A 25,838-nucleotide genomic window follows, 5' to 3' on the forward strand; every position below is an offset into this window, starting at 1 on the left:
GGGATTTGATTATGTGGATAAATAGGTGCAGCGTATTAACATATTATTCACAGCTTACTTGGCCATGCCTGACAGCATCTTAGGCCCTTATACACAAATTAACAGGCCCTATTACTATTACTACTATATTTTTATCTTTTTTATCTCTATAATTGCCGGGGAGGTTATCCACATGCATTTTATATGTTCTCAAAAAAATCTAATGCATAGCATATCAATTGTTCAAAAGTCAGTTTCAACTAAAACAACGTTACCTATTTTAAAGGGAATCTACTTAGAGGCCTATTCAAACAATTTAAAGCTAGTGGGCACAGATCTGGAGATAGGAATAGAAAACATCATAGAGGCCCAGGTACATCAAGAAGGTACCGTTGTAATTGATGCAAGACTCTTTAGTGAAATCATAAGAAAGCTACCGGATGAAGATGTAGAGCTGAAACTTCAAGAAAATAATCAACTGTTAATTAAATGTGACACAACTGAGTTTAACATTCTATGCAGTGATGCAACAGATTTTCCAGAGCTGCCTATGATTGAAGAGGAACAGTGTCATCAAATTTCTCAGGAACTATTCAGAAATATGATCAGACAAACAGTCTTCGCCACCTCACAGGATGAATCAAGGCCTATTTTAACGGGAGTCTTAATGGAAATAGAAAATGACAGATTAAATATGGTAGCCCTTGACGGCTATCGATTAGCACTACGAAGCGGTAAAATCAATAGTGTTGACTCCAATCGAGTGGTAATTCCCGCTAAAACCCTGAATGAAATCAGCAGAATCATGAACAGTGACGATGATGAACCTATTAATATCATCTTTACAGAAAATCAAGGATTGTTTACCATAGGGAATACCAAGCTGATTTCAAGGCTATTGGAAGGAGAATTTATTAATTATAATCAAATTTTACCCAAGGAACATCAATCTCAGATTAAGGTCAGCACCAAAAGGCTGCTTAACAGTATTGAAAGGGCTTCATTATTGGCCAGAGAAGGAAAAAACAATCTAGTGAAATTTACTATTAATGATGATAAAATGGTGATTACCTCAAATTCTGAAATAGGAAAGGTCTATGAAGAAATCAGTATAGAGCTGGAGGGGGCCGACCTGGAGATTGCCTTTAATTCCAAGTATTTTATTGATGCTTTAAAGGCAGTAGATGAAGAAGAGGTTTACTTAGAGTTTACAACCAATATCAGCCCCGGAATTATTAAGCCGGTAAATAATCAAAATTACGTTTACTTAGTATTGCCAGTTCGATTATCAGCCAACTAAGACCCAGCTTAAGCTGGGTTTATATTTTTATACCGATGGAAATCATTTAGATGATAGATAGATACTGATTAAAACTAAGCTATTTCCAGAAGGAAGTAGCTTTTGCAGAGGAGGCCTACTATGGAAAAGCAGGTTAAAATTGAAGAAGAATTTATTAAGCTGGATCAGCTTTTAAAATTCAGTGATGTCGTTGGCAGCGGTGGTGAAGCAAAGCTCAGAATATTAAATGGCGAAGTTAAAGTGAATGGTATAACCATATCTCAAAGAGGAAAGAAGATCAGGCCTGGAGACGTGGTTCAAATCAATGATATAGAAATTCACGTTACTTAAAGTACTATTTCCTATTAGGATGAAATAGGAGGTTAATCCATGATCATCAAAGAAATAAAGGCCGTTAATTTTAGAAACTACGAAACACTTAAATTAGAAATTCATCCAAGACTAAATATATTTGTTGGCCAAAATGCCCAAGGGAAAACCAATATTATCGAAATGCTTTACCTTTCAGCCATGGGGAAATCCTTTCGAACCAGTAAGGATAACGAAATGATCAAGATATATAAATCACAGGCCTACACTAGGGTAATGCTTAATCGGCTAGCTGGTGAAACAACCATAGAGATCAAGCTGGATACCCAGGCAAAGAAGCAAATGAAGGTTAATCAAATCCCTTTGGTGAAAAGGGGGGAGCTATTGGGGAATTTAAATGTTGTTATTTTTGCTCCTGATGACTTGAAAATTATTAAAGAAGGACCAGGAGAAAGACGGCGCTTCATTGATAACGAAATTTCACAAATTTATCCTAAATATTATTATACCCTCAATCAATACAATAGAATTTTGCAGCAGCGAAATAAGCTATTAAGAGAGAGCCGGGGAAAAAAAGTAGATCTAGAAATCTGGAACGAACAGCTGGTCAAGTCTGGTTCAACAATCATGCTTTATCGTAAAAGGTTTATAAAGAGAATCGGTATACTGGCCAGGTTGATGCACCGTAAAATAACAGAAGAAAAAGAAACCCTCGAAATTCAATATGATAGTAATGTAGCCCTACATGAAAAAGATGAACTAGCTGAAATAACAGAAAAGTTTTTAGAAAGGCTAAAGGAGCAAAGGGCCGTGGAAATTGCCCGGGGAATCACCCTGGTGGGGCCCCATCGGGATGAGCTGATTTTTAAGGTTAATCAAATGGACGTTAAAAACTTTGGTTCCCAAGGCCAGCAAAGAACATCAGTTCTCTCGTTAAAGCTGGCAGAACTGGAGCTTATTAAGGGCGAGGTGGGGGAATATCCTGTACTGCTATTGGATGATGTCATGAGTGAGCTGGATTTACAGCGTCAGAATTATCTAATTCATAATTTAAAAAACATCCAGACCTTTATAACCACCACCATGATAGAACAATTAAAGGTTGAGCAGGTGGAAAACCGAAATATTTATTATGTTTCACAAGGAATCGTAAGGAAATTCGACGAAATTTAGAAAATATGAAGCGACAGTCTTTTATTCCTGTAAGAATAAGGTTATAATAGAGGAATGGAAAATGAACAGGGGTGATGCATATGTTTCTCCACCTTGGAGGAGAGGTTGTGGTACCTGTCAAAGACATAATCGGTATTTTTGATATACAATCCACACTAAAGGCAAAAGGGAGTCAACAATTTTTAGAAGTCTGCAAAGATGAGGGGTTTGTACAGGAAATAGCCCATGAAGAGGCCCGTTCCTTTGTGGTTACAGAAAAAGTAATGAAATCAACCAAAAAAGGTGGTTTAATTAAAAAAACCATTGTATATTACTCCCCCATATCAGCTTTGACCCTACAAAAAAGGGCCGGATTTATAGAAGATATTGAAAAATTCTAATCTGCTAGACATTTGTTACTGAATTTAGCGGTCACTTATTGTCAGCAGATTATTTCTGTATATCCAATAGAGAGAGCTTTCAATAGACTTAAAGTTGTTTAGGAGGTTATGTTATGGAAAAAAATGTACAGCATTATGGTGCAGAACAGATACAGGTCTTAGAAGGCCTTGAACCAGTTAGAAAGAGGCCTGGAATGTATATTGGGTCAACTGGTCCCAGGGGGCTGCATCATTTGGTTTATGAGGTGGTGGACAATAGTATCGATGAAGCCTTGGCAGGCTATTGTGATCTAATTGATGTCACGATTTTAAAGGACAATGCCATTAGAGTAATTGATAACGGGAGAGGAATACCCGTTGATATACATCCTAAAACCGGTAAATCAACCCTGGAAACTGTCATGACGGTGCTTCATGCCGGCGGTAAATTTGGCGGTGGAGGCTATAAGGTTTCTGGCGGACTCCATGGTGTGGGAATTTCAGTGGTGAATGCCCTTTCAGAGTATGTAGAGGTAGAGATTAGGATTGATGGCAAATTGTACAGACAACGATATGAAAGAGGAAATCCCCTTTCAGATGTACAAGCAGTCGGTGAAACCGATGGAAGAGGAACCACAACCCTTTTCAAGCCTGATGCGGAAATTTTTGATGAAACCAATTATAAATTTGAAACCCTTGAATATAGACTTAGGGAATTAGCCTTTTTAAACAGAGGTGTAAAAATCATCCTGAGGGATGAACGGGAAGGACAGGAAAAAGAAAGTGTTTTCCATTACGATGGCGGTATTATTGAATTTGTAAAGCATTTGAATAAAAATAGAGAGATAATTCACGATAAAATAATTTATTTTGAAAAGGAAAGAGAAAATTCAGTTGTAGAAATTGCCATGCAGTATACAGATTCCTACACTGAGAACATTTTCAGCTTTGCCAATAACATCAATACCCAAGAGGGAGGAACCCATTTAATTGGATTTAAATCAGCCCTAACCAGAATTATTAATGATTACGCCAGAAAAATAGGGTTAATTAAAGATAAGGATGCCAACCTTATGGGAGAAGATATCAGAGAAGGGTTAACGGCAATCGTTTCAGTTAAACTTACAGACCCTCAATTCGAAGGCCAGACAAAGACAAAGCTGGGAAACAGTGAAATAAGGGGAATAGTTGAAACCGTTACGGCAGAATATTTAGAAGCCTTTTTAGAGGAAAACCCCAGTGAATCAAAGATCATCATTGATAAAGCCCTTAGGGCCCAGCGAGCCAGAGAGGCTGCCAAAAAGGCCCGGGAGCTGACAAGAAGAAAGGGTGTATTGGAAAACACCTCTTTACCTGGAAAATTAGCTGATTGCTCAGAAAAGGACCCTGCCCTCAGTGAAATTTATCTTGTTGAGGGAGATTCAGCGGGAGGAAGTGCAAAGCAAGGTAGAGATCGTAGTACCCAGGCTATTCTACCCCTCAGAGGAAAAATTCTAAATGTCGAAAAGGCCAGATTAGATAAAATTCTTAATTACAACGAAATACGCTCAATGATTACTGCCTTTGGGACAGGCATTGGGGCAGATTTTAGCACAGAGCGTCTGCGATATCATAAAATTATCATTATGACCGATGCCGATGTAGATGGTGCCCATATCAGAACGCTGCTATTAACCTTCTTCTTTAGATATATGAAGCCTTTGATCGAATTAGGCTATATCTATGCTGCCCAACCACCCCTTTATAAAATTAAAAAGGGTAAAATAGAAAAATATGCTTATTCTGAAAAAGAATTAAATGAAATATTAGATGAGTTAGGCAGAGATACAAAGGCTGAAATCCAGCGTTATAAAGGACTTGGTGAAATGAATCCTGAACAGCTATGGGATACTACTATGAATCCCGCCACAAGAACCCTACTTCAGGTTTCCATTGAAGATGCCGCAGCGGCAGATGAAATTTTCAACACCCTGATGGGGGATAAGGTTGAGCCGAGAAGAGATTTCATCGAAAAAAATGCAAAATATGTAAAGAATTTAGATATTTAATAGGGGGGTAAACAATGATAGAAGAAAATGACAAAATTGTCCCTATCGGTATAGAAGATGAAATGAAAAAATCCTATATTGAATATGCCATGAGTGTTATCGTCGGACGGGCTTTACCAGACGTTCGAGATGGATTAAAGCCAGTTCATCGTAGAATTTTATATTCTATGGTTGAGCTTGGTTTAATGCCAGACAAGGCCTACCGTAAATCTGCCCGTATTGTGGGGGATGTATTGGGTAAATATCATCCCCATGGCGATTCGGCAGTATATGATGCAATGGTTCGACTGGCTCAGGATTTCTCAACCCGTTATTTATTGGTGGATGGACATGGTAACTTTGGTTCGGTAGATGGAGACGGTGCTGCCGCCATGAGATATACCGAGGCGAAGCTATCCAAAATTGCCCTGGAAATGATTCGGGATATTCAAAAGGAAACCGTTGACTATACACCTAACTTTGATGACACCTTAAAGGAACCGGCTGTTTTACCAAGCCGTTTTCCCAATCTGCTGGTTAATGGTTCCAATGGTATTGCCGTTGGAATGGCCACTTCCATTCCGCCCCATAATCTAGGGGAGGTTGTCAATGGGCTGGTTCATATGATTGACAACCCAGCTATAGAAATAGAAGAATTAATTACACATATAAAGGGGCCAGACTTTCCCACAGGGGCCCAGATCATGGGTACCGAAGGAATCAAGGAGGCCTATCGCACAGGTCGTGGAAGAGTAAAGGTCAGGGCTGTTGCCGACATTGAAGAGCTAAAAAATAATCGACAGCAGATCGTCGTTACAGAAATACCGTACCAGGTCAATAAAGCAAAGCTAATCGAAAAAATTGCAGAGCTGGTAAGGGATAAAAAAATTGAAGGAATCTCTGACCTTAGGGATGAAAGCGACAGAAACGGAATGAGAATTGTTATTGAGCTAAAGCGAGATGCCAATGCCAATGTAGTTTTAAATAAACTGTACAAGCATTCTCAAATGGAAGATACCTTCAGCATTATTATGATTGCCCTGGTTAACGGAGAGCCCAAAATATTAAATTTAAAGGAGATTCTGTACCATTACATCAATCATCAAAAAGAGATCATTACTAGAAGAACCCAGTATGATCTAAGAAAAGCTGAAGAAAAGGCCCACATTTTAGAAGGATTAAAAATTGCCCTCGATCATTTAGATGAAGTAATTGCATTAATTAGAGCTTCAGAAAATGTTCATGTGGCCAAGGAAGGCTTAATTGAGCGTTTTAGCCTGTCTGAAAAGCAAGCCCAGGCAATATTAGATATGAGGCTGCAAAGGCTTACAGGCTTAGAGCGAGATAAAATTGAAGCGGAGTATCAAGATTTAATTAAATTAATCAAGGAACTTAAAGAAATTTTGGCCAATGAAAGCCTTGTTTTAAATATCATTAAGGATGAATTAACTGAAATTAAAGAGAAATACAGTGATGACAGAAGAACAGCCATTGTCCTTGATGAAGGGGAAATCAACATTGAAGATTTGATTATTGAAGAGGACGTGGTGGTTACCCTAACCCATTTTGGGTATGTTAAGCGTCTACCCTTAGATACCTATAAAAGCCAAAAAAGAGGGGGTAAGGGTATTTCAGGTGTTACCACAAGGGAAGAGGATTTTGTTGAAAAACTAATTATTACTTCTAGTCATGATTATATCCTGTTCTTCACCAACAAGGGAAAGGTATACCGGCTTAATGCCTATGAAATTCCAGAGGCGAAACGTCAGGCAAAGGGAACTGCCATTGTTAACCTCATTCAGCTTACACCGAATGAAAAAATTGCAGCAGTCATTCCCATGAAGCGTGAATGTGATGAAGAATATTTGGTACTGGCCACGAAAAAGGGAATTATCAAGAAGACCCAGCTATGTCAATTTGAAAATACTAGAAAAACTGGATTGATTGCCATTAATATTCGTGAAGATGACGAGCTGATCAGCGTTAGAATGACAAATGAAAATCAAAATATTGTATTTGTCACAGCCAATGGAATGGCAATACAGTTTAGTGAAAAAGAAATCAGAGATATGGGAAGAGGAGCCATGGGAGTAAAGGGAATTACCCTTTCAAAAAATGATGAGGTTGTGGCCATGGAAATCACCAATGAAGATAAGGATATTCTGGTTGTAAGCGAAAGGGGCTTCGGTAAGCGTACCGGCTTAAGTGAATATCGACTGCAATCAAGGGGTGGAAAGGGTGTAAAAACCTTTAATATCACCGCAAAATCAGGAAAATTAGTAGGAGCCGAGATTGTTGATGATGAAGATGATATTCTGCTAATTAATAATGATGGAACCGTTATTCGCTTAAATGTAAAGGAAATATCTAGGATGGGCAGAGTCACCAAGGGAGTAACCCTAATGAAAACCTATGAGGAACAGAAGATCGTTTCAGTGGCATTAATTCCTCAGCATGAAAAGGAAATGGAATAGACAGTTTTAAAAGACCAGAGGGCTAGTACAGTACCTCTGGTCTTTTTCTAATATGATCAATTTTCTTAATATAATTATGGACATAATACCAAAATGTGATATGATAATAATGATTATTAATATCAACAAAGTATAAGGAGTGGGAATGTTGAAAAAGAATAAAATATTATCATTAGCGATAGGCTTTCTCTTAATAATAAGTCTATTAGCTGGCTGTAGTGACAATGTAGATCATACCACCAGCTCGGAAGGAAATAAAGAAAAATTGATTGAGGAAGAAGGAATTCGTTCAGTAATCGATGCCCAGGGAGAAACCGTTAAGGTACCCATGAACCCCGAAAGAATCATTGCACTACATAATGTAGGCGAAATCATGTCTTTAGGCCTAAAGCCTATTGCATCATCAGATTACTATATTAATAAGTTTGATCCCGATGGCAGCCTAGGAATTGAAAGTGTTGGAGATGTAGAAATTAGCTTTGAAAAAATATTAAGTCTGGAGCCTGATTTAATCATCATTAGCAGCTACTATGATGCCAGTTCAATTTCAGAGCTGAGAAAAATTGCCCCTACCTTAGTAACTCAATGGGGGTTAACTCCCTTGGAATTACTTAGCTTTTTAAGTCAATCCCTAGGCAGACAGGCTGAAGAGGGGGCCTGGCTTGAAAAATACCAAGAGAGGTCAAGGGAATTGCAGGAACAGCTAAAACCCTATGTAGAAGATGAACCTACAGCGATAGTCATACAGTTTTGGGATAAAAATATATATCAACATGAGACAAAGGTGTTTGAAGGCTTGTACAATGGAGCCGGTTTTGTACCAACAGAAAATGCCAAGGCTGTCACCAGTACAGAGGCCATTTCCGAAGAAGCGGTGGTAAGCTTTGTAGAGGATGCAGACTATATATTTATTATCGTAGAGGATACTGAAAATGAGGAAAGATATCATGAACTAAAAAATTCTATTTGGAAAAATATTGAGGCCGTTAAAAATGATCGGGTTTACCTGGTTAAGGATGGGCGATGGAATGATTACAGTACGGCAGCAATGGAATGGATTTTGGATGATATCCAAGAAATATTTATAAAGCAATAGGATATCATATTTTTATAAGACAATGTAACCATAGGGCAAAGCATAAAGAATTGACCTTTTCGTAAGTTCGGTTTAATGGTATAATCATATAGTCATCCTTTGTTGTTCTGCTACAATTGATAAATTAGCTGCAAAGGATGACTTTTCATATCTTTATATTGTTCAAATGCATCAAAAAATCCTTTTTATTAAATGTTTAAACAGGTTCAAATTTGGGTAAGTAAAAATTTGCAGAGTCTATGAGGGGGTAAACGAGTCATGTCTTTATTAATCAGTAAAAACTATGATGAACAGGAAAATCAATGGAATATGGCTTTAATAGGGGAAGTCGATATTTATACTGCAGGACAGCTAAAGGATGCCTTTATTAAAATCATTGAAGAGAAGAAGGAAAATATTAAAATTAATGCCGAGCAATTAGAGTATATTGACAGTACAGGACTAGGCGTTTTGATTGGAGCATTAAAGAGGTTAAAGCAGGAAAACAAAAACATAATTATCTATAACATTAAGCCCAGTATCAAGAAACTATTAAACATTACCGGATTAGATAAGATTTTTATTATCGAGGGGTGAAATTTTAAATAATTATGGATAATAAAAAGGAGCAAAGCAAAATGAATAAAATTAATAAGGATGAAATTAAATTATCAATACCCAATAAACCGGAATATGTTAGTGTTGCCAGGTTAACTGTGTCTGCAATTGCCAATCGAATGGGATTTGATATTGAAAAAATTGAAGATATTAAAGTGGCCCTGGCAGAAGCATGTACCAATGCCATTACCCATGGTATGAATGATTATGACAATTTTCATGTGAGCTTTATGATTGATGAAAACAAGTTGACAGTTTCAGTCTGTGACAGTGGCAAAGGATGTGCCGTAAAGGAAATCCAAAGCCCTGATTTAAATCATTTAAATCAGGATAAAGAGGGAGGTTTAGGGATTTTTATTATTCGTTCATTAATGGATAATGTTGAGATTACCTCAGATATAGGTAATGGTACAACGATAACAATGACAAAATATATGGGGGATGGTCACTGATGAAGAATGTAGCAAAGGCTACTGAATATAATAAAAATCGATCCCTTAAAAATATGAATGAAAAGGAGCTATTTAAGGAATACAGTATCAATAAGGAACTAGAGATAAGGAATGAGCTGGTTAGCCGTTACCTGTATATAGCTGAAATTCTATCTAAAAAGTTCATTAATAAAGGTATTGATTATGAAGACATCTATCAGGTTGCATCATTGGGTCTGATTTTTGCAATTGAGCGCTTTGATATTAGTAAAGGCTTTGAATTTTCCAGCTTTGCGACGCCAACTATTATTGGAGAGATCAAAAAGCATTTTCGTGATAAGGGATGGTCCATAAGGGTTCCCAGACGTATTCAGGAATTATCAAAAAAGATTAATGCGGCTAAAAACACGTTGCATCAAAAGCTTCAACGAACACCAATGATAAAGGACATAGCAGAATATTTGGAATGTACCGAAGAGGAAGTTATTGAAGCAATGGAGGCCAGTCAGGTATATACGCCGAAGTCCCTGGATTTAACCTATGATAATGATGGTGAAGATAAAGACATTCAATTAATGGATTTAATTGGAGAAACCGATAAAAACTATGATTCAATAGAAAATCGTGATTTTTTGGAAAAGGCCATGGATAAATTAAATGAAGTAGAAAAGAAGGTACTTAAAGATCGTTTCTTCGGACACAAAACCCAGATGCAGGTTGCCGATGAACTTCAAGTATCCCAAATGACGGTTTCAAGAATGGAAAAAAAGATAATCGAAAAGTTTAGAAAAGAATTGCTTAGAAGCATGGAATAGGTAAATTTTAATTTTAAAGCTAAGCATAACCCAAGATAATAATATGCCTGTCAGATAGAAAATAAAAATTATAAAAAAATGATTGACAACATATATAAAAAATGATATAGTAAATGAGTCGCTTCTGACAGGCTTTGAAATAGACCTCTCGGAAGAAAAGATTAAAAAAAGAGTTGACAAGATCACCTGGTTGTGATATAGTAGTTAAAGTGCCCCGTTGGTGGCGCCGAGGCCTTGGGCCTTGAATTTACAGGTCTTTGAAAACTGAACAGTATAGATATTAAGCCAGCATATAAAAGTCATTTTTAAATGACACCCAGAAATTTTTTTGATTAAGAGTTTGATCCTGGCTCAGGATGAACGCTGGCGGCGTGCCTAACACATGCAAGTCGAGCGGGCTGACGCTCAACACTGAGAATTCAGTATTTTGTCTAAATAGCCACCGTCAAGGACGGAAGTATGGAGTCCTTCACGGGTTATTTAAGTGACAACACATGTTACAAAGTGAACTGAGTTTTGAGTGTTGAGCGGAAGCTAGCGGCGGACGGGTGAGTAACGCGTGGGCAACCTGCCCTGTACTGAGGGACAACAACGGGAAACCGTTGCTAATACCTCATAATACCTTTTAAAGGCATCTTTTTAAGGTCAAAGATTTATCGGTACAGGATGGGCCCGCGTCTGATTAGCTAGTTGGTGGGGTAATGGCCCACCAAGGCGACGATCAGTAGCCGACCTGAGAGGGTGATCGGCCACACTGGAACTGAGACACGGTCCAGACTCCTACGGGAGGCAGCAGTGGGGAATATTGCACAATGGGCGAAAGCCTGATGCAGCAACGCCGCGTGAGCGATGAAGGCCTTCGGGTCGTAAAGCTCTGTCCTAAGGGAAGAAATTTGACGGTACCTTGGGAGGAAGCCCCGGCTAACTACGTGCCAGCAGCCGCGGTAATACGTAGGGGGCAAGCGTTATCCGGAATCACTGGGCGTAAAGGGTGCGTAGGCGGTCTTACAAGTCAGGGGTGAAAGGCTACGGCTCAACCGTAGTAAGCCTTTGAAACTGTAGGACTTGAGTGCAGGAGAGGAAAGTGGAATTCCTAGTGTAGCGGTGAAATGCGTAGATATTAGGAGGAACACCAGTGGCGAAGGCGACTTTCTGGACTGTAACTGACGCTGAGGCACGAAAGTGTGGGGAGCGAACAGGATTAGATACCCTGGTAGTCCACACCGTAAACGATGAGTGCTAGGTGTTGGGGGTCAAACCTCAGTGCCGCAGCTAACGCATTAAGCACTCCGCCTGGGGAGTACGCTCGCAAGAGTGAAACTCAAAGGAATTGACGGGGACCCGCACAAGCAGCGGAGCATGTGGTTTAATTCGAAGCAACGCGAAGAACCTTACCTGGACTTGACATCCCTCGGACCACTCCTTAATCGGAGTTTTCCCTTCGGGGACTGAGGAGACAGGTGGTGCATGGTTGTCGTCAGCTCGTGTCGTGAGATGTTGGGTTAAGTCCCGCAACGAGCGCAACCCTTGTCTTTAGTTGCCAGCAGTTTGGCTGGGCACTCTAGAGAGACTGCCGGGGATAACTCGGAGGAAGGTGGGGATGACGTCAAATCATCATGCCCCTTATGTTCAGGGCTACACACGTGCTACAATGGCCGATACAAAGGGCAGCGAAGGAGTAATCTGAAGCCAATCCCATAAAGTCGGTCCCAGTTCGGATTGTGGGCTGAAACTCGCCCACATGAAGTTGGAGTTGCTAGTAATCGCGAATCAGAATGTCGCGGTGAATGCGTTCCCGGGTCTTGTACACACCGCCCGTCACACCATGGGAGTCGGAAGCACCCGAAGCCAGCTATCTAACCGTAAGGAGGAAGCTGTCGAAGGTGAAGTCGATGACTGGGGTGAAGTCGTAACAAGGTAGCCGTATCGGAAGGTGCGGCTGGATCACCTCCTTTCTAAGGAGCTTAGGCTTAAGCTATACTGTTTAGTTTTGAAAGACCTAAAAATCTTTCTAAGCGGACTGTCACGAAATTATAAATTTCGGCCAGCTGCTTTTGTTCCTTGAAAACTGCACAATGTTTAAAAGTAAAGCTGAGAATAATACACAGCGTAAGCTGTTGTATGCATCAATTACTCTTTAAGTTAATGTTGATCATTAACTGAACGATTATTAGCATGGTCAAGCTAATAAGGGCAGAGGGTGGATGCCTTGGCACCAGGAGCCGACGAAGGACGTGGTAAGCTGCGATAAGCATCGGGGAGCTGCAAGCAAGCTTTGATCCGGTGATTTCCGAATGGGGAAACCCACTTGAAGTAATGTTCAAGTATCATTTACTGAATCCATAGGTAAATGAAGGTAGACCAGGGGAACTGAAACATCTAAGTACCCTGAGGAAGAGAAAGAAAAATCGATTCCCTTAGTAGCGGCGAGCGAAATGGGATGAGCCCAAACCGATAGGGTTTACTCTATCGGGGTTGCGGACACAGTCTTAAGAAGGCGGCTATTGTAATAGAAGAGGTCTGGAAGGGCCCACCATAGAAGGTAATAGTCCTGTATATGAAACAAGAAGGCCTTTGACTGTGCTCCAGAGTACCACGGGACACGTGAAACCCTGTGGGAAGCTGGGGGGACCACCCCCCAAGGCTAAATACTACCTGGTGACCGATAGCGCATAGTACCGTGAGGGAAAGGTGAAAAGAACCCCGGAAGGGGAGTGAAATAGAACCTGAAACCCTTTGCTTACAAGCTGTGGGAGCACTTTTTATGTGTGACCGCGTACTTTTTGTAGAACGGGCCAACGAGTTATGGTATGAAGCAAGGTTAAGCACTTCAGGTGCGAAGCCGTAGCGAAAGCGAGTCTTAACTGGGCGCTTAGTTTCATGCCATAGACCCGAAACCAGGCGACCTACCCATGGACAGGATGAAGCGGAAGTAAAATTTCGTGGAGGTCCGAACCGATTGACGTTGAAAAGTCACCGGATGAGCTGTGGGTAGCGGTGAAATTCCAATCGAGCTTGGAGATAGCTGGTTCTCGCCGAAATAGCTTTAGGGCTAGCCTCAGGTTTAGAGATGCGGAGGTAGAGCACTGAATGGTCTAGGGGCCTTCACCGGTTACCAAAACCTATCAAACTCCGAATGCCGTTATCTTTTACCTGGGAGTCAGACTGCGAGTGATAAGATCCGTAGTCAAGAGGGAAACAGCCCAGACCATCAGCTAAGGTCCCTAAGTATACGTTAAGTGGAAAAGGATGTGGAGTTGCACAGACAACCAGGATGTTGGCTTAGAAGCAGCCACTCATTTAAAGAGTGCGTAATAGCTCACTGGTCGAGTGATTCTGCGCCGAAAATGTCCGGGGCTCAAACGTATCACCGAAGCTATGGATGCTGACGTAATCATTAGTACTTTTATGATCCAATGCTGACGCATGAGGACATTTAGCGAAAACAAACTTAGCCATCCGCTAGGATTAAATCAATGTTTTCGCCAAATACCTTAAGCAAAGCTATTTATGAAAGTAGTAATGATTACGTCAGCGTGGTAGGCGAGCATTCTGTAAGGGTTGAAGCTGTACCGGAAGGAGCAGTGGACTTTACAGAAGAGAGAATGTTGGCATGAGTAACGAGAGGCAGGTGAGAATCCTGCCCGTCGAAAACCTAAGGTTTCCTGAGGAAGGTTCGTCCGCTCAGGGTTAGTCGGGACCTAAGCCGAGGCCGAAGGGCGTAGGCGATGGACAACAGGTTGAGATTCCTGTACCACCTGTAATCGCTTGAGAGATGGGGTGACACAGTAGGATAGGTCATGCGCACCGTTGGTTGTGTGCGTCTAAGCTGGTAGGGAGTTAGGATAGGCAAATCCGTCTTAACATATCCTGAGAAGTGATGGGGAGCGAAATTTAAGTAGCGAACTGATTGATTCCACACTGTCAAGAAAAGCCTCTATCGAGATTATTAGGTGCCCGTACCGCAAACCGACACAGGTAGGTGAGGAGAGAATCCTAAGACGAACGGGAGAACTATTGTTAAGGAACTCGGCAAAATGACCCCGTAACTTCGGGAGAAGGGGTGCCGGAATAGGTGAAGGATTTACTCCGTAAGCCTGATCCGGCCGCAGAGAATAGGCCCAAGCGACTGTTTAGCAAAAACATAGGTCTCTGCTAAGTCGAAAGACGACGTATAGGGGCTGACGCCTGCCCGGTGCTGGAAGGTTAAGGGGAAGTGTTAGGGCAACCAAAGCACAGAACTTAAGCCCCAGTAAACGGCGGCCGTAACTATAACGGTCCTAAGGTAGCGAAATTCCTTGTCGGGTAAGTTCCGACCCGCACGAAAGGCGTAACGATTTGGGCACTGTCTCAACAATAGACCCGGTGAAATTGTAATACCAGTGAAGATGCTGGTTACCCGCGACAGGACGGAAAGACCCCGTGGAGCTTTACTGTAGCTTGACATTGGATTTTGGTACTACATGTACAGGATAGGTGGGAGACTTAGAAGCCAGAACGCCAGTTTTGGTGGAGTCATCCTTGGGATACCACTCTTGTAGTACTGAAGTTCTAACCATAGACCGTGAATCCGGTCTTGGGACACTGTCAGGTGGGCAGTTTGACTGGGGCGGTCGCCTCCTAAAAAGTAACGGAGGCGCCCAAAGGTTCCCTCAGCACGGTCGGAAATCGTGCGTAGAGTGCAAAGGCATAAGGGAGCTTGATTGCGAGACATACAGGTCGAGCAAGGACGAAAGTCGGGCTTAGTGATCCGGTGGTTCCGAGTGGAAGGGCCATCGCTCAACGGATAAAAGCTACCCCGGGGATAACAGGCTTATCTCCCCCAAGAGTCCACATCGACGGGGAGGTTTGGCACCTCGATGTCGGCTCATCACATCCTGGGGCTGTATTAGGTCCCAAGGGTTGGGCTGTTCGCCCATTAAAGTGGTACGCGAGCTGGGTTCAGAACGTCGTGAGACAGTTCGGTCCCTATCCGTCGCGGGCGTAGGAAATTTGAGAGGAGCTGTCCTTAGTACGAGAGGACCGGGATGGACATACCTCTGGTGTACCAGTTGTTCTGCCAAGGGCATCGCTGGGTAGCTATGTATGGCAGGGATAAGTGCTGAAGGCATCTAAGCACGAAGCCCCCCTCAAGATAAGATTTCCCATCCGAAAGGAGTAAGACCCCAGACAGACTATCTGGTTGATAGGTCGGAGGTGTAAGTGCAGTAATGTACTGAGCTGACCGATACTAATAGGTCGAGGGCTTGACCAAAAAAATATATTTCAGCTTACTTGACATTGTGTGGTTTTGAAGGAACAACCTTCAACAACAGTATAAAATTATGCCGTGACAATAGCGAAGGGGTCACACCTGTTCCCATCCCGAACACAGTAGTTAAGCCCTTCTGCGCTGATGGTACTTGGAGGGCAGCCTCCTGGGAGAGTAGGACGTTGCGGCATAATTTTATTTTTTGTCCTTTCAATTCGATTTGAAGGGACTTTTTTATGTTCTTATTATATGACCAGTATAGGTAACCAGGAATTAGTATATGAGATAGGCAGGATTTTTAAATTATTAGTAGAAAATAATAGTATAGATAAATTACAAATTCTTTGGGGCTAAAAAGTTAATTGTGAAGTCTTGAGATTTTAGAATCAAGAAAAGGAAGTGGTAGTCTTGAATAAGGGAAAGGTAATTTCAATAAACGAATATAAAGAATTGAAGCTAAAGAAAAAGTCATATAGATCTAAAAGAAGAGAAGTTAAAGATACAGAAGAAGAAAGAAGAGAAACCTTAAATTTATTTATGAAGGTATTAGAAACAATGAGAAAGGAATCTTACAAATAGTTGACAAATCCAGATGAATATTAAACAACAGCCTATGTTAAATACATTGGGCTGTTATTTTTATGTTTAAGAAAATAATTGTGATTTCAAGGAAAACATTGTAATAAATAAAAAAGGTATTTTACATATTTGCATAAAATCAAAATAAAAAACATAAAAAAACATTTCTAAAAATTCAAATAAATTTAAAGTTTAAGCAGGAATTATAAAAAGAAAAAAGAATTTATAATTAAGTTCATATACTAAACATTAGTTCATATAATGAACATTTCCGGAGGTTAATATGGAATTAACGAATAATCGACTTAATTCACTGGAAAAGGCCCTGTTAATTTTGCAAAAGCTTGCCGAGGAGCCCTACAGCTTTACCGTATTAGAGCTTAGTAAAAAGTTAAATATCAATCGTACAACCATTCATCGCGATCTGATCATATTAAAAGAGCATATGTATGTACTGCAATGTCCTAAAACAAAGAAATATAAACTGGGCCCCATGTGCTATCATGTAGGTTCAGCCTATTTAAATCGCAATCATTATATGGAAGAAATCTATAAAATAGTAGATGATGTAGCTGAAAGATTAAAGCTGTCGGTGGGATACTCAATTTTAGATGAGGACAAGATCATTAATTTATATGAAAATGAGCAGAATTCCGATTTTAAAATGGGCTACAGGGCAGGGAGCTTTTATCCCATTCATTGTGGGACCTATGGAAAAACAATTATGGCATTTTATGAACCGCTGGAAAAATTAAAACAAATTGTATACACAACCAGGCTAGAGAAAAAAAATCAAAATACAATAACAGATCCAGAACAATTGTTAGCAGAATACGAAAGAATCCGTAAGCAGGGCTATGCCCTTAGTGATGAAGAAAATACCAAGGGAGCCTTGGGAATTGGTGCACCGGTTTTTAATAAAGATGGAAAAATAACTGCTTGTATTGCTGCGGCTGCCGTTAAAGCATTAATGACAGAAGAGAAGCTTAAATACAGTATTAGGGTGTTGATTGAAGCAGCAGCTAGAATAAGTAAACTATTACCCTAGGAGGTGAAAATATTAACAGATATAAAAAACAAAAATGAGAAGGGAGGTAAAATTGTTAAGAATTTAGAAAAAGAAGGGTAAAAGGAAGATACAAGCCATAAATGGGACCTATGGCTAAATACTAAATCATCCCTTTTACCATATATGCAAATTCATTATATAATCTTATTAACACTTTGTCAAAGAAAAATAGTTACTCCTAAAGGAGGTTATCAATTTGGTACAAAATGCAACGAAAAAAAGAAAATTTAAGGTACCCCATACCTATGTTATTTTATTTTCAGTAATTTTACTGATGGCTCTTTTAACTTACTTTATTCCTGCAGGGGAGTATGACCGAATTCTTGATGAAGCAACAGATAGAATTGTTGTTGATCCTGGGTCATATCATCAGGTAGAACAAAACCCAATTAAGTTCTTTGAGCTATTTAAGGCTGTTCCCAAGGGAATGGCTGAAGCCCAGAATATTATTTTTTTCATCTTTATAGTCGGCGGTGCTTTTCAAATGATTACGGCTACAGGTGCCATTGAAGCGGGTATCGGAAAGCTGGCTAAGGGACTTCATGGAAAGGAAAAAATACTAATTCCCATGTTTTTAATTGTCTTTGCAATTGGTGGCGGCACCTTTGGAATGTCAGAGGAAACAATTGTATTTATTCCCATTGGCATTGCCCTGGCCAGGGCCCTGGGGTATGATGCCATTACAGGAACGGCCATGATTACCCTAGGGGCTGCCTGTGGTTTTATATCAGGTTTTATGAATCCATTCACCGTTGGAGTTGCCCAGCAGATTGCTGAATTACCCATGTTTTCAGGGATTGAATTAAGGCTAGTATTGATGGGCCTCTTTCTGGCCATTACCATGATCTATCTGATCAAATATGCCGAAAAGGTTAAAAAGGACCCTACTGCCAGTGTCGTATATGAGCTGGAGCAGGAAGAGAAGAATCTTATAATCGATATTAATAACCTTCCTCGGCTAATGCCCCAGCATTATTTAGTTTTAGCCACAATCCTGGTAGGATTTGGGTTTATTATTGTGGGTGTCTTTAATTGGGATTGGTATATTACTGAAATAGCCGCTACCTTCCTGGCCATGGGTATCATTGGGGGATTGCTTGGAAAACTGGGTCCTGACCAATTAGCCCAGGAATTTGTCGTAGGGGCAAAGTCCATTGTTTTTGGTGCGCTGGTGGTTGGAGTAGCCCGAGGGATTTTGGTTGTAATGCAGGATGGCAAAATCCTTGATTCCATCGTTTATGGCCTTGCCATGGCGATTCAATCCCTGCCAAGGAGTATTTCCGCCATTGGAATGTATGGGGTACAGGTAATTATTAATTTCTTTATCCCCTCTGGCTCAGGTCAGGCTGCTGTCACAATGCCCATTATGAAGCCGCTGGCGGATATAATCGGTGTTACAAGGCAAACTGCAGTAGTAGCTTATCAGCTGGGAGACGGATTTACCAATTCAATTATACCTACTTCGGCAGCTTTAATGGGAGTTCTGTCGGTTGCAAAAATTTCCTATGAAAAATGGGTTAAATTTTTATGGCCCCTGATGGCTATTTGGTTAGGTACCGGTGCAATTGTTATGTTATTTGTTAATATGATAAACTTCGGACCCTTTTAGAAAAGGAGGGGAAGGTAGGATTGATTTGGTTAAAGGAGCATTACCAAAAGGCAGAGCTAATTCAATTAACCCAGGCTTTAATACAGCGACCCAGCCATAAGGATGTGGAGTTTAGAGAAAGAGATGTGGCCCATTATATTTATCAGTATTGTATACAGCAAGGTCTTGAAGCGGCGCTGGTTTCTGTTGATGGTGAAAGATGCAATGTAATGGTCTATTTAAGGGGAGATGGCACTGGAAAAAACCTACTACTCAATGGTCATACCGATACCGTACCGCCCTATCACATGACCATTGATCCCTTTAAGGCTGAAATTAAAGATGGCTGTATCTGGGGGCGGGGTGCAGTAGATATGAAGGGGCCAATTGCCAGTATGCTTATGACCATGGTGGCCATAAAGCGAGCTGGTATCAAGTTAAAGGGTGATGTCATTTTTACCGGAGTAATCGGAGAGGAAGAAAGAAGTGAGGGAAGTGAATATCTTATTCAATCTGGTATTAAGGCCCATGGCGCAGTGGTAGGTGAACCATCTGACTATGAATACGCCCTAGGCCATAGGGGGCTAGAATGGTTAGAAATCATCATTAAGGGCAGGGCTGCCCATGGCGGTGTTCCCCATCTGGGGGTGAATGCCATTGAGAAGGCAGCAACCTTAATCCATCGAATTAAAGGAGAGCTTTACCCCAGGCTTCAAGGGCGGTACAATGAGTATATGGGCCCTTCGGTTATGAATTTTGGCGTTATTCAGGGTGGAACCCAACCCAGTAGCGTGGCCGATGAATGTCGTATTCAAATCGACCGTCGCTATATTCCCGGTGAAAATGTTCAAACAGTAATCCAGGAATATGAAGATATCATTAACTCAATTAAGGCAGAAGACCCAGATTTTGAAGCAGAAATTAGAAGAATGCCAAATAATATGCTGACATTAGACCATTTATATTTGATTACCTCACCCGGGGAACCCATTGCCAGGGCGGTAAAGGAAGCCATTCAGTCGGTTATTGGCAGGGAGCCTGACATCACCAGGCAAAGAGGATGGACCGATGCAGCTTTACTCTCAAACTTTGGAAAAATACCAACGGTGGTTTATGGACCAGGTAAAATAGGGTATTCCCATACCAAGGATGAACGTATAGCAATTAGTGAACTTGTTGATGCTGTTGAAATATATGGGAAAATCATACAGAATTTTTGTGGATTTGACTGACTAGCCCGATAAATAAAAACGCAGTTAAAATTTGTTGTTTGATCCTTTTAATTGATGCAGGCTACAGTAGGGCTATAAAGTCTATGCTTTATAGCTCTATTCTGCTATCAATCCATAGAATATTGGAGGATGAGGCCGTGTACGATATTAAGATAATCAATGGGCAAATCGTGGATTTTGAACATCATCAGCTAATACAAAATGATATTGGAATTAAAAATGGAAAAATTCATTATATTGGCAGCCAAGTGGGTGAAGCCATGACAGAAATCAATGCAAAGGGAAAGGTAATCTCTCCAGGGTTTGTCGATATACATATCCATGAAGAGGTGATCGGCGAAAGTAATGATGGGGATGACTATGACATTGCCAATAAAATGCTGAAAATGGGGGTTACCACCTGTGTAGCAGGAAACTGCGGCAACAATAGACAGTCAGTTGAGGAATTTTTTCAATATATTGATGCCCAAGGGGCGCCAGTGAATTATCTTTCCTTCATAGGGCATAATTATTTAAGAAAACAGGTGGGTAGCAACGACATCTATAGAAAATCATCTCAAAAAGAAATATTAATTATGAAGGAACAGGCCCAAGCTGCCCTTCAAAGTGGTGCCATTGGGATTTCCTTTGGCTTGGAATACACTCCGGGAATCACCTTTGATGAGGTAATCGATTTATTAGAACCCTTTCGAGGCTCAAAAATTTTATTATCTGCCCATTATAGAAAGGATGCCCGCCATGGAATTGACTCAATCAAAGAATTAATAGCGATTTCGAAGGAAACAGGCCTGCCGATGGAGATTTCCCATATAGGCAGCTGTACTGCCTATGGTATGATGGAGGAGGCTTTAATGGTAATTGAACGGGCCAGAAGGAATGGACTCGATATTACTGCCGATTGTTATCCGTATCATGCCTTTAGCACCTATATCGGTTCGGCAGTATTTGATGAAGGTTGCTTTGAGCTTTGGAATAAATCCTATGACAGCATCCTTTTAATGGAGGCTCCTTATAGAGGAAAAAGCTGTGATGAAGCATTGTTTCACAAAGTGAGAAGGGAATACCCCGAAATGATTGTTACGGCCTTTGTAATGAATGAAGAAGAGGTAGTAAGGGCTCTCCAGGCTCCCTTTGTGATGGTGGCCAGTGATGGTTTATTAAGAAAGGGTCAGGGGCATCCCCGGGCGGCGGGAACCTTTCCAAGGGTTCTGGGTAAATACGTAAGGGAACAGAGGTATCTTACCTTGATTGATGCTTTAGAAAAAATGACTCGCATGCCTGTTAAACGATTGAGTTTACCAAATAAGGGAGAGATTAAAGAGGGCTATGATGCCGATCTGGTTATTTTTGACCCAAATTCCATTGGTGATGAAGCCACCTTTATAGAGCCGACTAAGCCTCCAAGGGGAATCTCTCAGGTAATAATAAATGGTAAAATAGCAGTTAATCAGAATAAAATCATTCATAATAGGCTGGGAAGGGTAATCAGAAAAGAGGAATTGACAGACAGGAGGAATTAACATGCTGTATCGGGTTAAGGAAGCAGGGAAAAAGATCAAGGCAGAGCTAATTCAGCTCAGCCGATATATTTTAGCCAATCCAGAGCCGGGCTATGGAGAGTATAAAGCCTGCAGAGCCCATGTTGAACTGTTAAAAAACCACGGCTTTGAGGTAGAAGAGAGCTATTTGGGGATAGAAACCGCCTTTAAAGCAGTCTATGACAGTTCAAAGCCAGGGCCAACTATTGCATTTTTATCGGAATATGATGCCCTTCCGGGTATCGGACATGGCTGTGGCCATAATCTGTTGGGGGCCACCAACACAGGGGCCGGTATTGTATTAAGTAAGATTATTAAAGACCTAAAGGGCAGGGTGGTGATTTATGGTACTCCTGCCGAAGAGACCAGTGGGGCAAAGGTGATCATGGCAGAGAAGGGAGCCTTTAAGGATGTAGACATAGCCCTGGAGGTTCATCCAGGCAGCAAGCATTATCGAAGTGGTTCATCCCTGGCTATGGAGGCTCTTCAGTTTACCTTTAAGGGAAGGTCAGCCCATGCGGCGGCTTCACCGGAAAAGGGTATCAACGCTTTAGATGCTGCCATCCATACCTTCGTCAATATCAACAGCCTAAGACAGCATATCTTGCCTACTGCCCGAATTCATGGCATTATTACAGAGGGAGGAAAGGCAGCCAATATTGTTCCAGAGCTGGCCATTGCCCAGTTTTATGTAAGGGCCACTACCAAGACCTATTTAATGGAGCTGGTTGAAAAGGTAAAAAATTGTGCCAGGGGTGGGGCCCTGGCGGCAGGAGCTGAGCTGGAAATAAGTAATTACGAGGCCAGCTATGACAACTTGGTGACAAATCAAGCCCTATCAGATCTTTATTATAAGTGGTGCAAAGAAGTAGGCATTGAAGAAATTCATTCCCAAAGGGAGGGTACAGGCTCCCTTGATATAGGTAATGTGAGCCAGCTGGTACCGACAATACATCCATATTTTCAAATATGTAAAGAAGATTTACCCGCCCATACCGTTGAATTTAGAGATGCAACCGACACAGATCTGGCCTATGATTCCATGATGCAAACCATTTATGCCCTGGTGATGACCGCAGCAGATATACTTACTAACGAAGCATTGCTAAAGGATATAAAATGGGAATTTGATCATACAATAAAATAGAAAAAAAGGTAATTCCTTAATCAGGAATTACCTTTTTTATGCAGAAGCAAAGCCTGCTTGATCTTTATTGAGTAGAAGCTCCAGGCGTTCCTTCTCAGAGACGGGCCTATTGAACTGTCGACTATAGGCCAGACATTTACCATCAATCATTCTGGTTTCCAGGCCACCATAGGCATATGAATTTCCTTTTAGATGGGGAGCATCGATAATTCCTCTTTTTATAGCATCAGCCAATACCTCAGCCTCAGCCCAGGGGTCTTGAGATAGAGGGTATAGGTTCTTAAGCATATCAAGCAAATAACGTGCCTCTAAGATTAGCTCTTGTTTTCGGGTCATTACCTCATTATCCTGGGTCATATCTGCCATACCATGAAGGGTTGAGCGAATGACGCCCCTGACTATTTTACAGCTTTCAATGACATCCTCAGGCTTTGCAGCATGATCAGCTTCACAAAAGCCTACTACGTGTATAATGTGGGGCTTAATTGCCATGGCTAAATAGGTAGAAGCCGCCAGCTGTCCCTTGGCCACATCTAAATCGGCACTTAGGCTGGCCAGCCCTGCCCTGGCCTGGCGGTATACTGTAAAATGATTATCTGCAAGAGATTCAATTAACTCAATCTTAGCCAGCATCTTAGCTAAATCCATTTTATGATGCATAGCCGGGGGAACATTAAACATGAATTGAGCAATATAGCTTTTAATGCCCATTTTTTTGGCATTATAGGCTCCCAGAAAAGCCATGGCAACGCCAATGGTATCGTGGGCATCCCTCAGACTCCAGTGGTGGGCTTCATTAACCTCCAGGGGAATATCATTAGCACCATGCCATTCCATAAGGGCCTGACCCTCCCGAATGGAATCAACCACAGAACGGGGGCCACGGCCATCCAGCACATTGTACCAGCATAAAGGAACGGCACACCAGGCATTGCGAATTGTATCCCTTAGCAAAGAAGCAAATTGAAATACCTCCGTGGTGCCGCTGTAGCACCTAAGCAGGGGGTAATTTCCCCTCCTGGAGCATTCATAAAGCCTTTCAAAGTCCTCTTTTGTTCGAAGGGGTACTCCACCGGCCCCGTCGAAGTCGTGGTTCATCTTCTCGGGGGTAAAGAAATTTTCCTGGGCATTTTGATCAGGGCCGATGGAAATAACGTCTAAAACCCTTGCATCAGCTATTTTTTTTATTCCTTCAAAGGTATCTTCCAAAGAGGGCAGGCCAAAATGGTGCCTTAGAATAGGGTAGGGCTGCTTACTGCTGATACGTTCAACTAAAGTTTGCGGATACCACTCATCGACCCTTTTAAGATGGTTTCCTTTTAGATATTGAATTGTATCATCAAGGTCTTCAGTACCATCAAATATCTTACTGAAGAATGGGTAGTTCATTGCTATTTGAGCCACAGGCCGGGTACCGCCAAAAATCCAGGTTATTTTTTGAAGCTGATTACTTTCAATAATGATTTGGCCAAGCTCATCCAGTAAGGGTACAACGGTATCCGGCGTTAGACGATAGCCAACGCAAACAGTATCAGGTTTATGTTGAATAACCGCCGCCACCAAGTTCTTAATGGAAACGGCAGCGCCCAAAAAGATTGTCTCATGGCCTTCTTCTTCCGCCTGCCTGAAAAAGTTTACAATACCGCCTATATGAACACAGGTTCCAATTGCTGCCCCCAGGAGCTTTCTTTTCATAGGTTCACCAGCCTTTCTTCCATGACAGGAAACTCTCCTGTTTCAACATAATGAAGAATATCCATTGTGGTTAATAAATTGCTAAGGCCCATTTCCTTAACGCCTCTGCCATATTTAAGGTAGTCAACATTGTGAATTGTAGAGGCCAGGTGAATAATCGAGGCGATTGTAGGGGTATCAATACCCAGATGAAGGGCCATATCGTAAATCGGCACCAGGCTTTGGGGAATATCTTCAAAAATATAACGGGTATCCATGGTTGAAGGAGCCATAATTCCCCAATATCCCTTGGTATTTCTTAAGGCCTCACAAAGGGTATCACCTTGGGTGTGATAGGTGCTGCTTAACCAATCCATTACAGATACTGCCTCAACCCCCAGGGCCCTGGCCACCTGAATTCTTTCCTCATCTACCTGCCGAATAATCCTTTCGATCGAGGGTGTAATCCCTTCAATATAATATTGAAAATTTCCCCGGGTATCTTCAATACGGCCACAATTTAGTACAGTAGGGATTGGATGCAGGACGGCACCGATATTATTAAAGCTGGTTTCTAAAACGTTGGATACAGGCATAAATTCCGGAAATGGATGCTCTATTAATCGAATGAAGCTCATGGTTTCAATGGCAGGAAAGGCAGCCACCTTAACCTCCCTCTTTTTACTAAAGATTTTCACTACCCCTGGAGCCTGTATTCTGCAAGCAAACAGCAATGTCTGGGCTTCGACAATACATATTTTTTTATAGGAATGGTGCATATTAAAAATTGAATTGAATTCCAGGGCACCACCGGTTCTGCCGGGATTTAAAACAATATATTGATTTGGGGTGACAATAGGGGTCAGCCGTAGGGCAATTTCCCGGTGAGCGCTGGCAGGTAAAACCACCATAATAATATCGGTGTGACTCACAGCCCTTTCCAGGCAGTCGGTTACCATGTTCAGTTTACCAGTACAGTTGATTGTACCGGTAAGCCTGATGGTTTTCTTATCTGCAATGTCTTTAATATTAGCTATGCTTCGGTTATAAAGATTAACCCTGTAGCCCATGGCGGCTAAATAACCTGCCAGAGCCTGACCTCCGCTACCAGCACCGATAATTGCAAAGCTAAGATCCTTCAATATCTTTTTCATCTTAATATGTCCCGCCTTTCTTTACATTACATCTAATTGATCACCA

18 protein-coding genes and 3 rRNA genes are annotated in these 25,838 nt (G+C 41.4%); 19 read left to right on the top strand and 2 right to left on the bottom strand.

Going from position 1 to position 25,838, the window contains the following annotated elements:
- Positions 1 to 172 precede the first annotated feature (172 nt).
- From dnaN to ACYQ1I_RS06585, 19 genes are all read left to right on the top strand, one after another.
- Complete coding sequence (gene dnaN, locus ACYQ1I_RS06495) at positions 173 to 1,279, top strand: DNA polymerase III subunit beta (protein ID WP_459763549.1); 1,107 nt, start codon at positions 173 to 175, stop codon at positions 1,277 to 1,279.
- Positions 1,280 to 1,399: 120 nt separating this feature from the next.
- A complete protein-coding gene (locus ACYQ1I_RS06500) occupies positions 1,400 to 1,609 on the top strand; it encodes an RNA-binding S4 domain-containing protein (RefSeq protein WP_459763551.1) in 210 nt (69 codons plus the stop codon).
- Positions 1,610 to 1,648: 39 nt separating this feature from the next.
- Positions 1,649 to 2,761 (top strand): DNA replication/repair protein RecF, encoded by a 1,113-nt coding sequence (recF, locus tag ACYQ1I_RS06505; protein WP_459763553.1) that lies wholly within the window; start codon positions 1,649 to 1,651, stop codon positions 2,759 to 2,761.
- Positions 2,762 to 2,841: 80 nt separating this feature from the next.
- Positions 2,842 to 3,141, top strand: a complete 300-nt coding sequence (gene remB / locus ACYQ1I_RS06510) for an extracellular matrix regulator RemB (RefSeq protein WP_459763555.1) — start codon at positions 2,842 to 2,844, stop codon at positions 3,139 to 3,141.
- Positions 3,142 to 3,254: 113 nt separating this feature from the next.
- Positions 3,255 to 5,168 (top strand): DNA topoisomerase (ATP-hydrolyzing) subunit B, encoded by a 1,914-nt coding sequence (gene gyrB / locus ACYQ1I_RS06515; protein WP_459763557.1) that lies wholly within the window; start codon positions 3,255 to 3,257, stop codon positions 5,166 to 5,168.
- Positions 5,169 to 5,185: 17 nt separating this feature from the next.
- Positions 5,186 to 7,621, top strand: coding sequence for a DNA gyrase subunit A (gyrA, locus tag ACYQ1I_RS06520; protein ID WP_459765306.1), 2,436 nt, complete (start codon positions 5,186 to 5,188; stop codon positions 7,619 to 7,621).
- A gap of 148 nt (positions 7,622 to 7,769) precedes the next feature.
- A complete protein-coding gene (locus ACYQ1I_RS06525) occupies positions 7,770 to 8,717 on the top strand; it encodes an ABC transporter substrate-binding protein (RefSeq protein WP_459763559.1) in 948 nt (315 codons plus the stop codon).
- A gap of 258 nt (positions 8,718 to 8,975) precedes the next feature.
- Complete coding sequence (locus ACYQ1I_RS06530) at positions 8,976 to 9,293, top strand: STAS domain-containing protein (protein WP_459763563.1); 318 nt, start codon at positions 8,976 to 8,978, stop codon at positions 9,291 to 9,293.
- A 41-nt stretch (positions 9,294 to 9,334) separates the two neighbouring features.
- Positions 9,335 to 9,766 carry an ATP-binding protein gene (locus ACYQ1I_RS06535; RefSeq protein ID WP_459763565.1) on the top strand — a complete coding sequence of 144 codons (432 nt, stop codon included), beginning with the start codon at positions 9,335 to 9,337 and terminating at the stop codon, positions 9,764 to 9,766.
- Positions 9,766 to 10,560: a SigB/SigF/SigG family RNA polymerase sigma factor gene (locus tag ACYQ1I_RS06540; protein WP_459763567.1), complete on the top strand. Its 795-nt coding sequence runs from the start codon at positions 9,766 to 9,768 to the stop codon at positions 10,558 to 10,560. The genes ACYQ1I_RS06535 and ACYQ1I_RS06540 overlap by 1 nt, the downstream gene beginning before the upstream one ends.
- 328 nt (positions 10,561 to 10,888) lie before the next feature.
- Positions 10,889 to 12,515: ribosomal RNA gene (locus ACYQ1I_RS06545) — 16S ribosomal RNA — on the top strand.
- Between the two features lie 222 nt (positions 12,516 to 12,737).
- Positions 12,738 to 15,814: ribosomal RNA gene (locus ACYQ1I_RS06550) — 23S ribosomal RNA — on the top strand.
- Between the two features lie 71 nt (positions 15,815 to 15,885).
- A 5S ribosomal RNA gene (gene rrf / locus ACYQ1I_RS06555) occupies positions 15,886 to 16,002 on the top strand.
- Together the 16S, 23S and 5S rRNA genes form the textbook arrangement of a ribosomal RNA operon.
- 217 nt (positions 16,003 to 16,219) lie before the next feature.
- Positions 16,220 to 16,390: a hypothetical protein gene (locus tag ACYQ1I_RS06560; RefSeq protein WP_459763568.1), complete on the top strand. Its 171-nt coding sequence runs from the start codon at positions 16,220 to 16,222 to the stop codon at positions 16,388 to 16,390.
- A gap of 283 nt (positions 16,391 to 16,673) precedes the next feature.
- Positions 16,674 to 17,438 (top strand): IclR family transcriptional regulator, encoded by a 765-nt coding sequence (locus ACYQ1I_RS06565; protein ID WP_459763570.1) that lies wholly within the window; start codon positions 16,674 to 16,676, stop codon positions 17,436 to 17,438.
- Between the two features lie 217 nt (positions 17,439 to 17,655).
- Positions 17,656 to 19,068: a YfcC family protein gene (locus tag ACYQ1I_RS06570; RefSeq protein ID WP_459763572.1), complete on the top strand. Its 1,413-nt coding sequence runs from the start codon at positions 17,656 to 17,658 to the stop codon at positions 19,066 to 19,068.
- A 20-nt stretch (positions 19,069 to 19,088) separates the two neighbouring features.
- Positions 19,089 to 20,279 carry a M20 family metallopeptidase gene (locus ACYQ1I_RS06575; RefSeq protein WP_459763574.1) on the top strand — a complete coding sequence of 397 codons (1,191 nt, stop codon included), beginning with the start codon at positions 19,089 to 19,091 and terminating at the stop codon, positions 20,277 to 20,279.
- Between the two features lie 137 nt (positions 20,280 to 20,416).
- On the top strand, positions 20,417 to 21,799 hold the full coding sequence (locus tag ACYQ1I_RS06580) for an N-acyl-D-amino-acid deacylase family protein (protein WP_459763576.1): 1,383 nt from the start codon (positions 20,417 to 20,419) through the stop codon (positions 21,797 to 21,799).
- A 1-nt stretch (position 21,800) separates the two neighbouring features.
- Entirely contained in the window at positions 21,801 to 22,964 is a 1,164-nt protein-coding gene (locus tag ACYQ1I_RS06585) for a M20 family metallopeptidase (protein ID WP_459763578.1), read from the top strand.
- Between the two features lie 36 nt (positions 22,965 to 23,000).
- On the opposite strand, the gene ACYQ1I_RS06590 is transcribed toward ACYQ1I_RS06585, so the two are convergent.
- Both ACYQ1I_RS06590 and ACYQ1I_RS06595 read right to left on the bottom strand, forming a co-directional pair.
- On the bottom strand, positions 23,001 to 24,659 hold the full coding sequence (locus ACYQ1I_RS06590) for a hypothetical protein (RefSeq protein ID WP_459763580.1): 1,659 nt from the start codon (positions 24,657 to 24,659) through the stop codon (positions 23,001 to 23,003).
- Positions 24,656 to 25,792 (bottom strand): NAD/NADP octopine/nopaline dehydrogenase family protein, encoded by a 1,137-nt coding sequence (locus tag ACYQ1I_RS06595; protein WP_459763582.1) that lies wholly within the window; start codon positions 25,790 to 25,792, stop codon positions 24,656 to 24,658. The genes ACYQ1I_RS06590 and ACYQ1I_RS06595 overlap by 4 nt, the downstream gene beginning before the upstream one ends.
- Positions 25,793 to 25,838 lie beyond the last annotated feature (46 nt).

This window comes from Alkaliphilus crotonatoxidans (genome assembly GCF_054658015.1).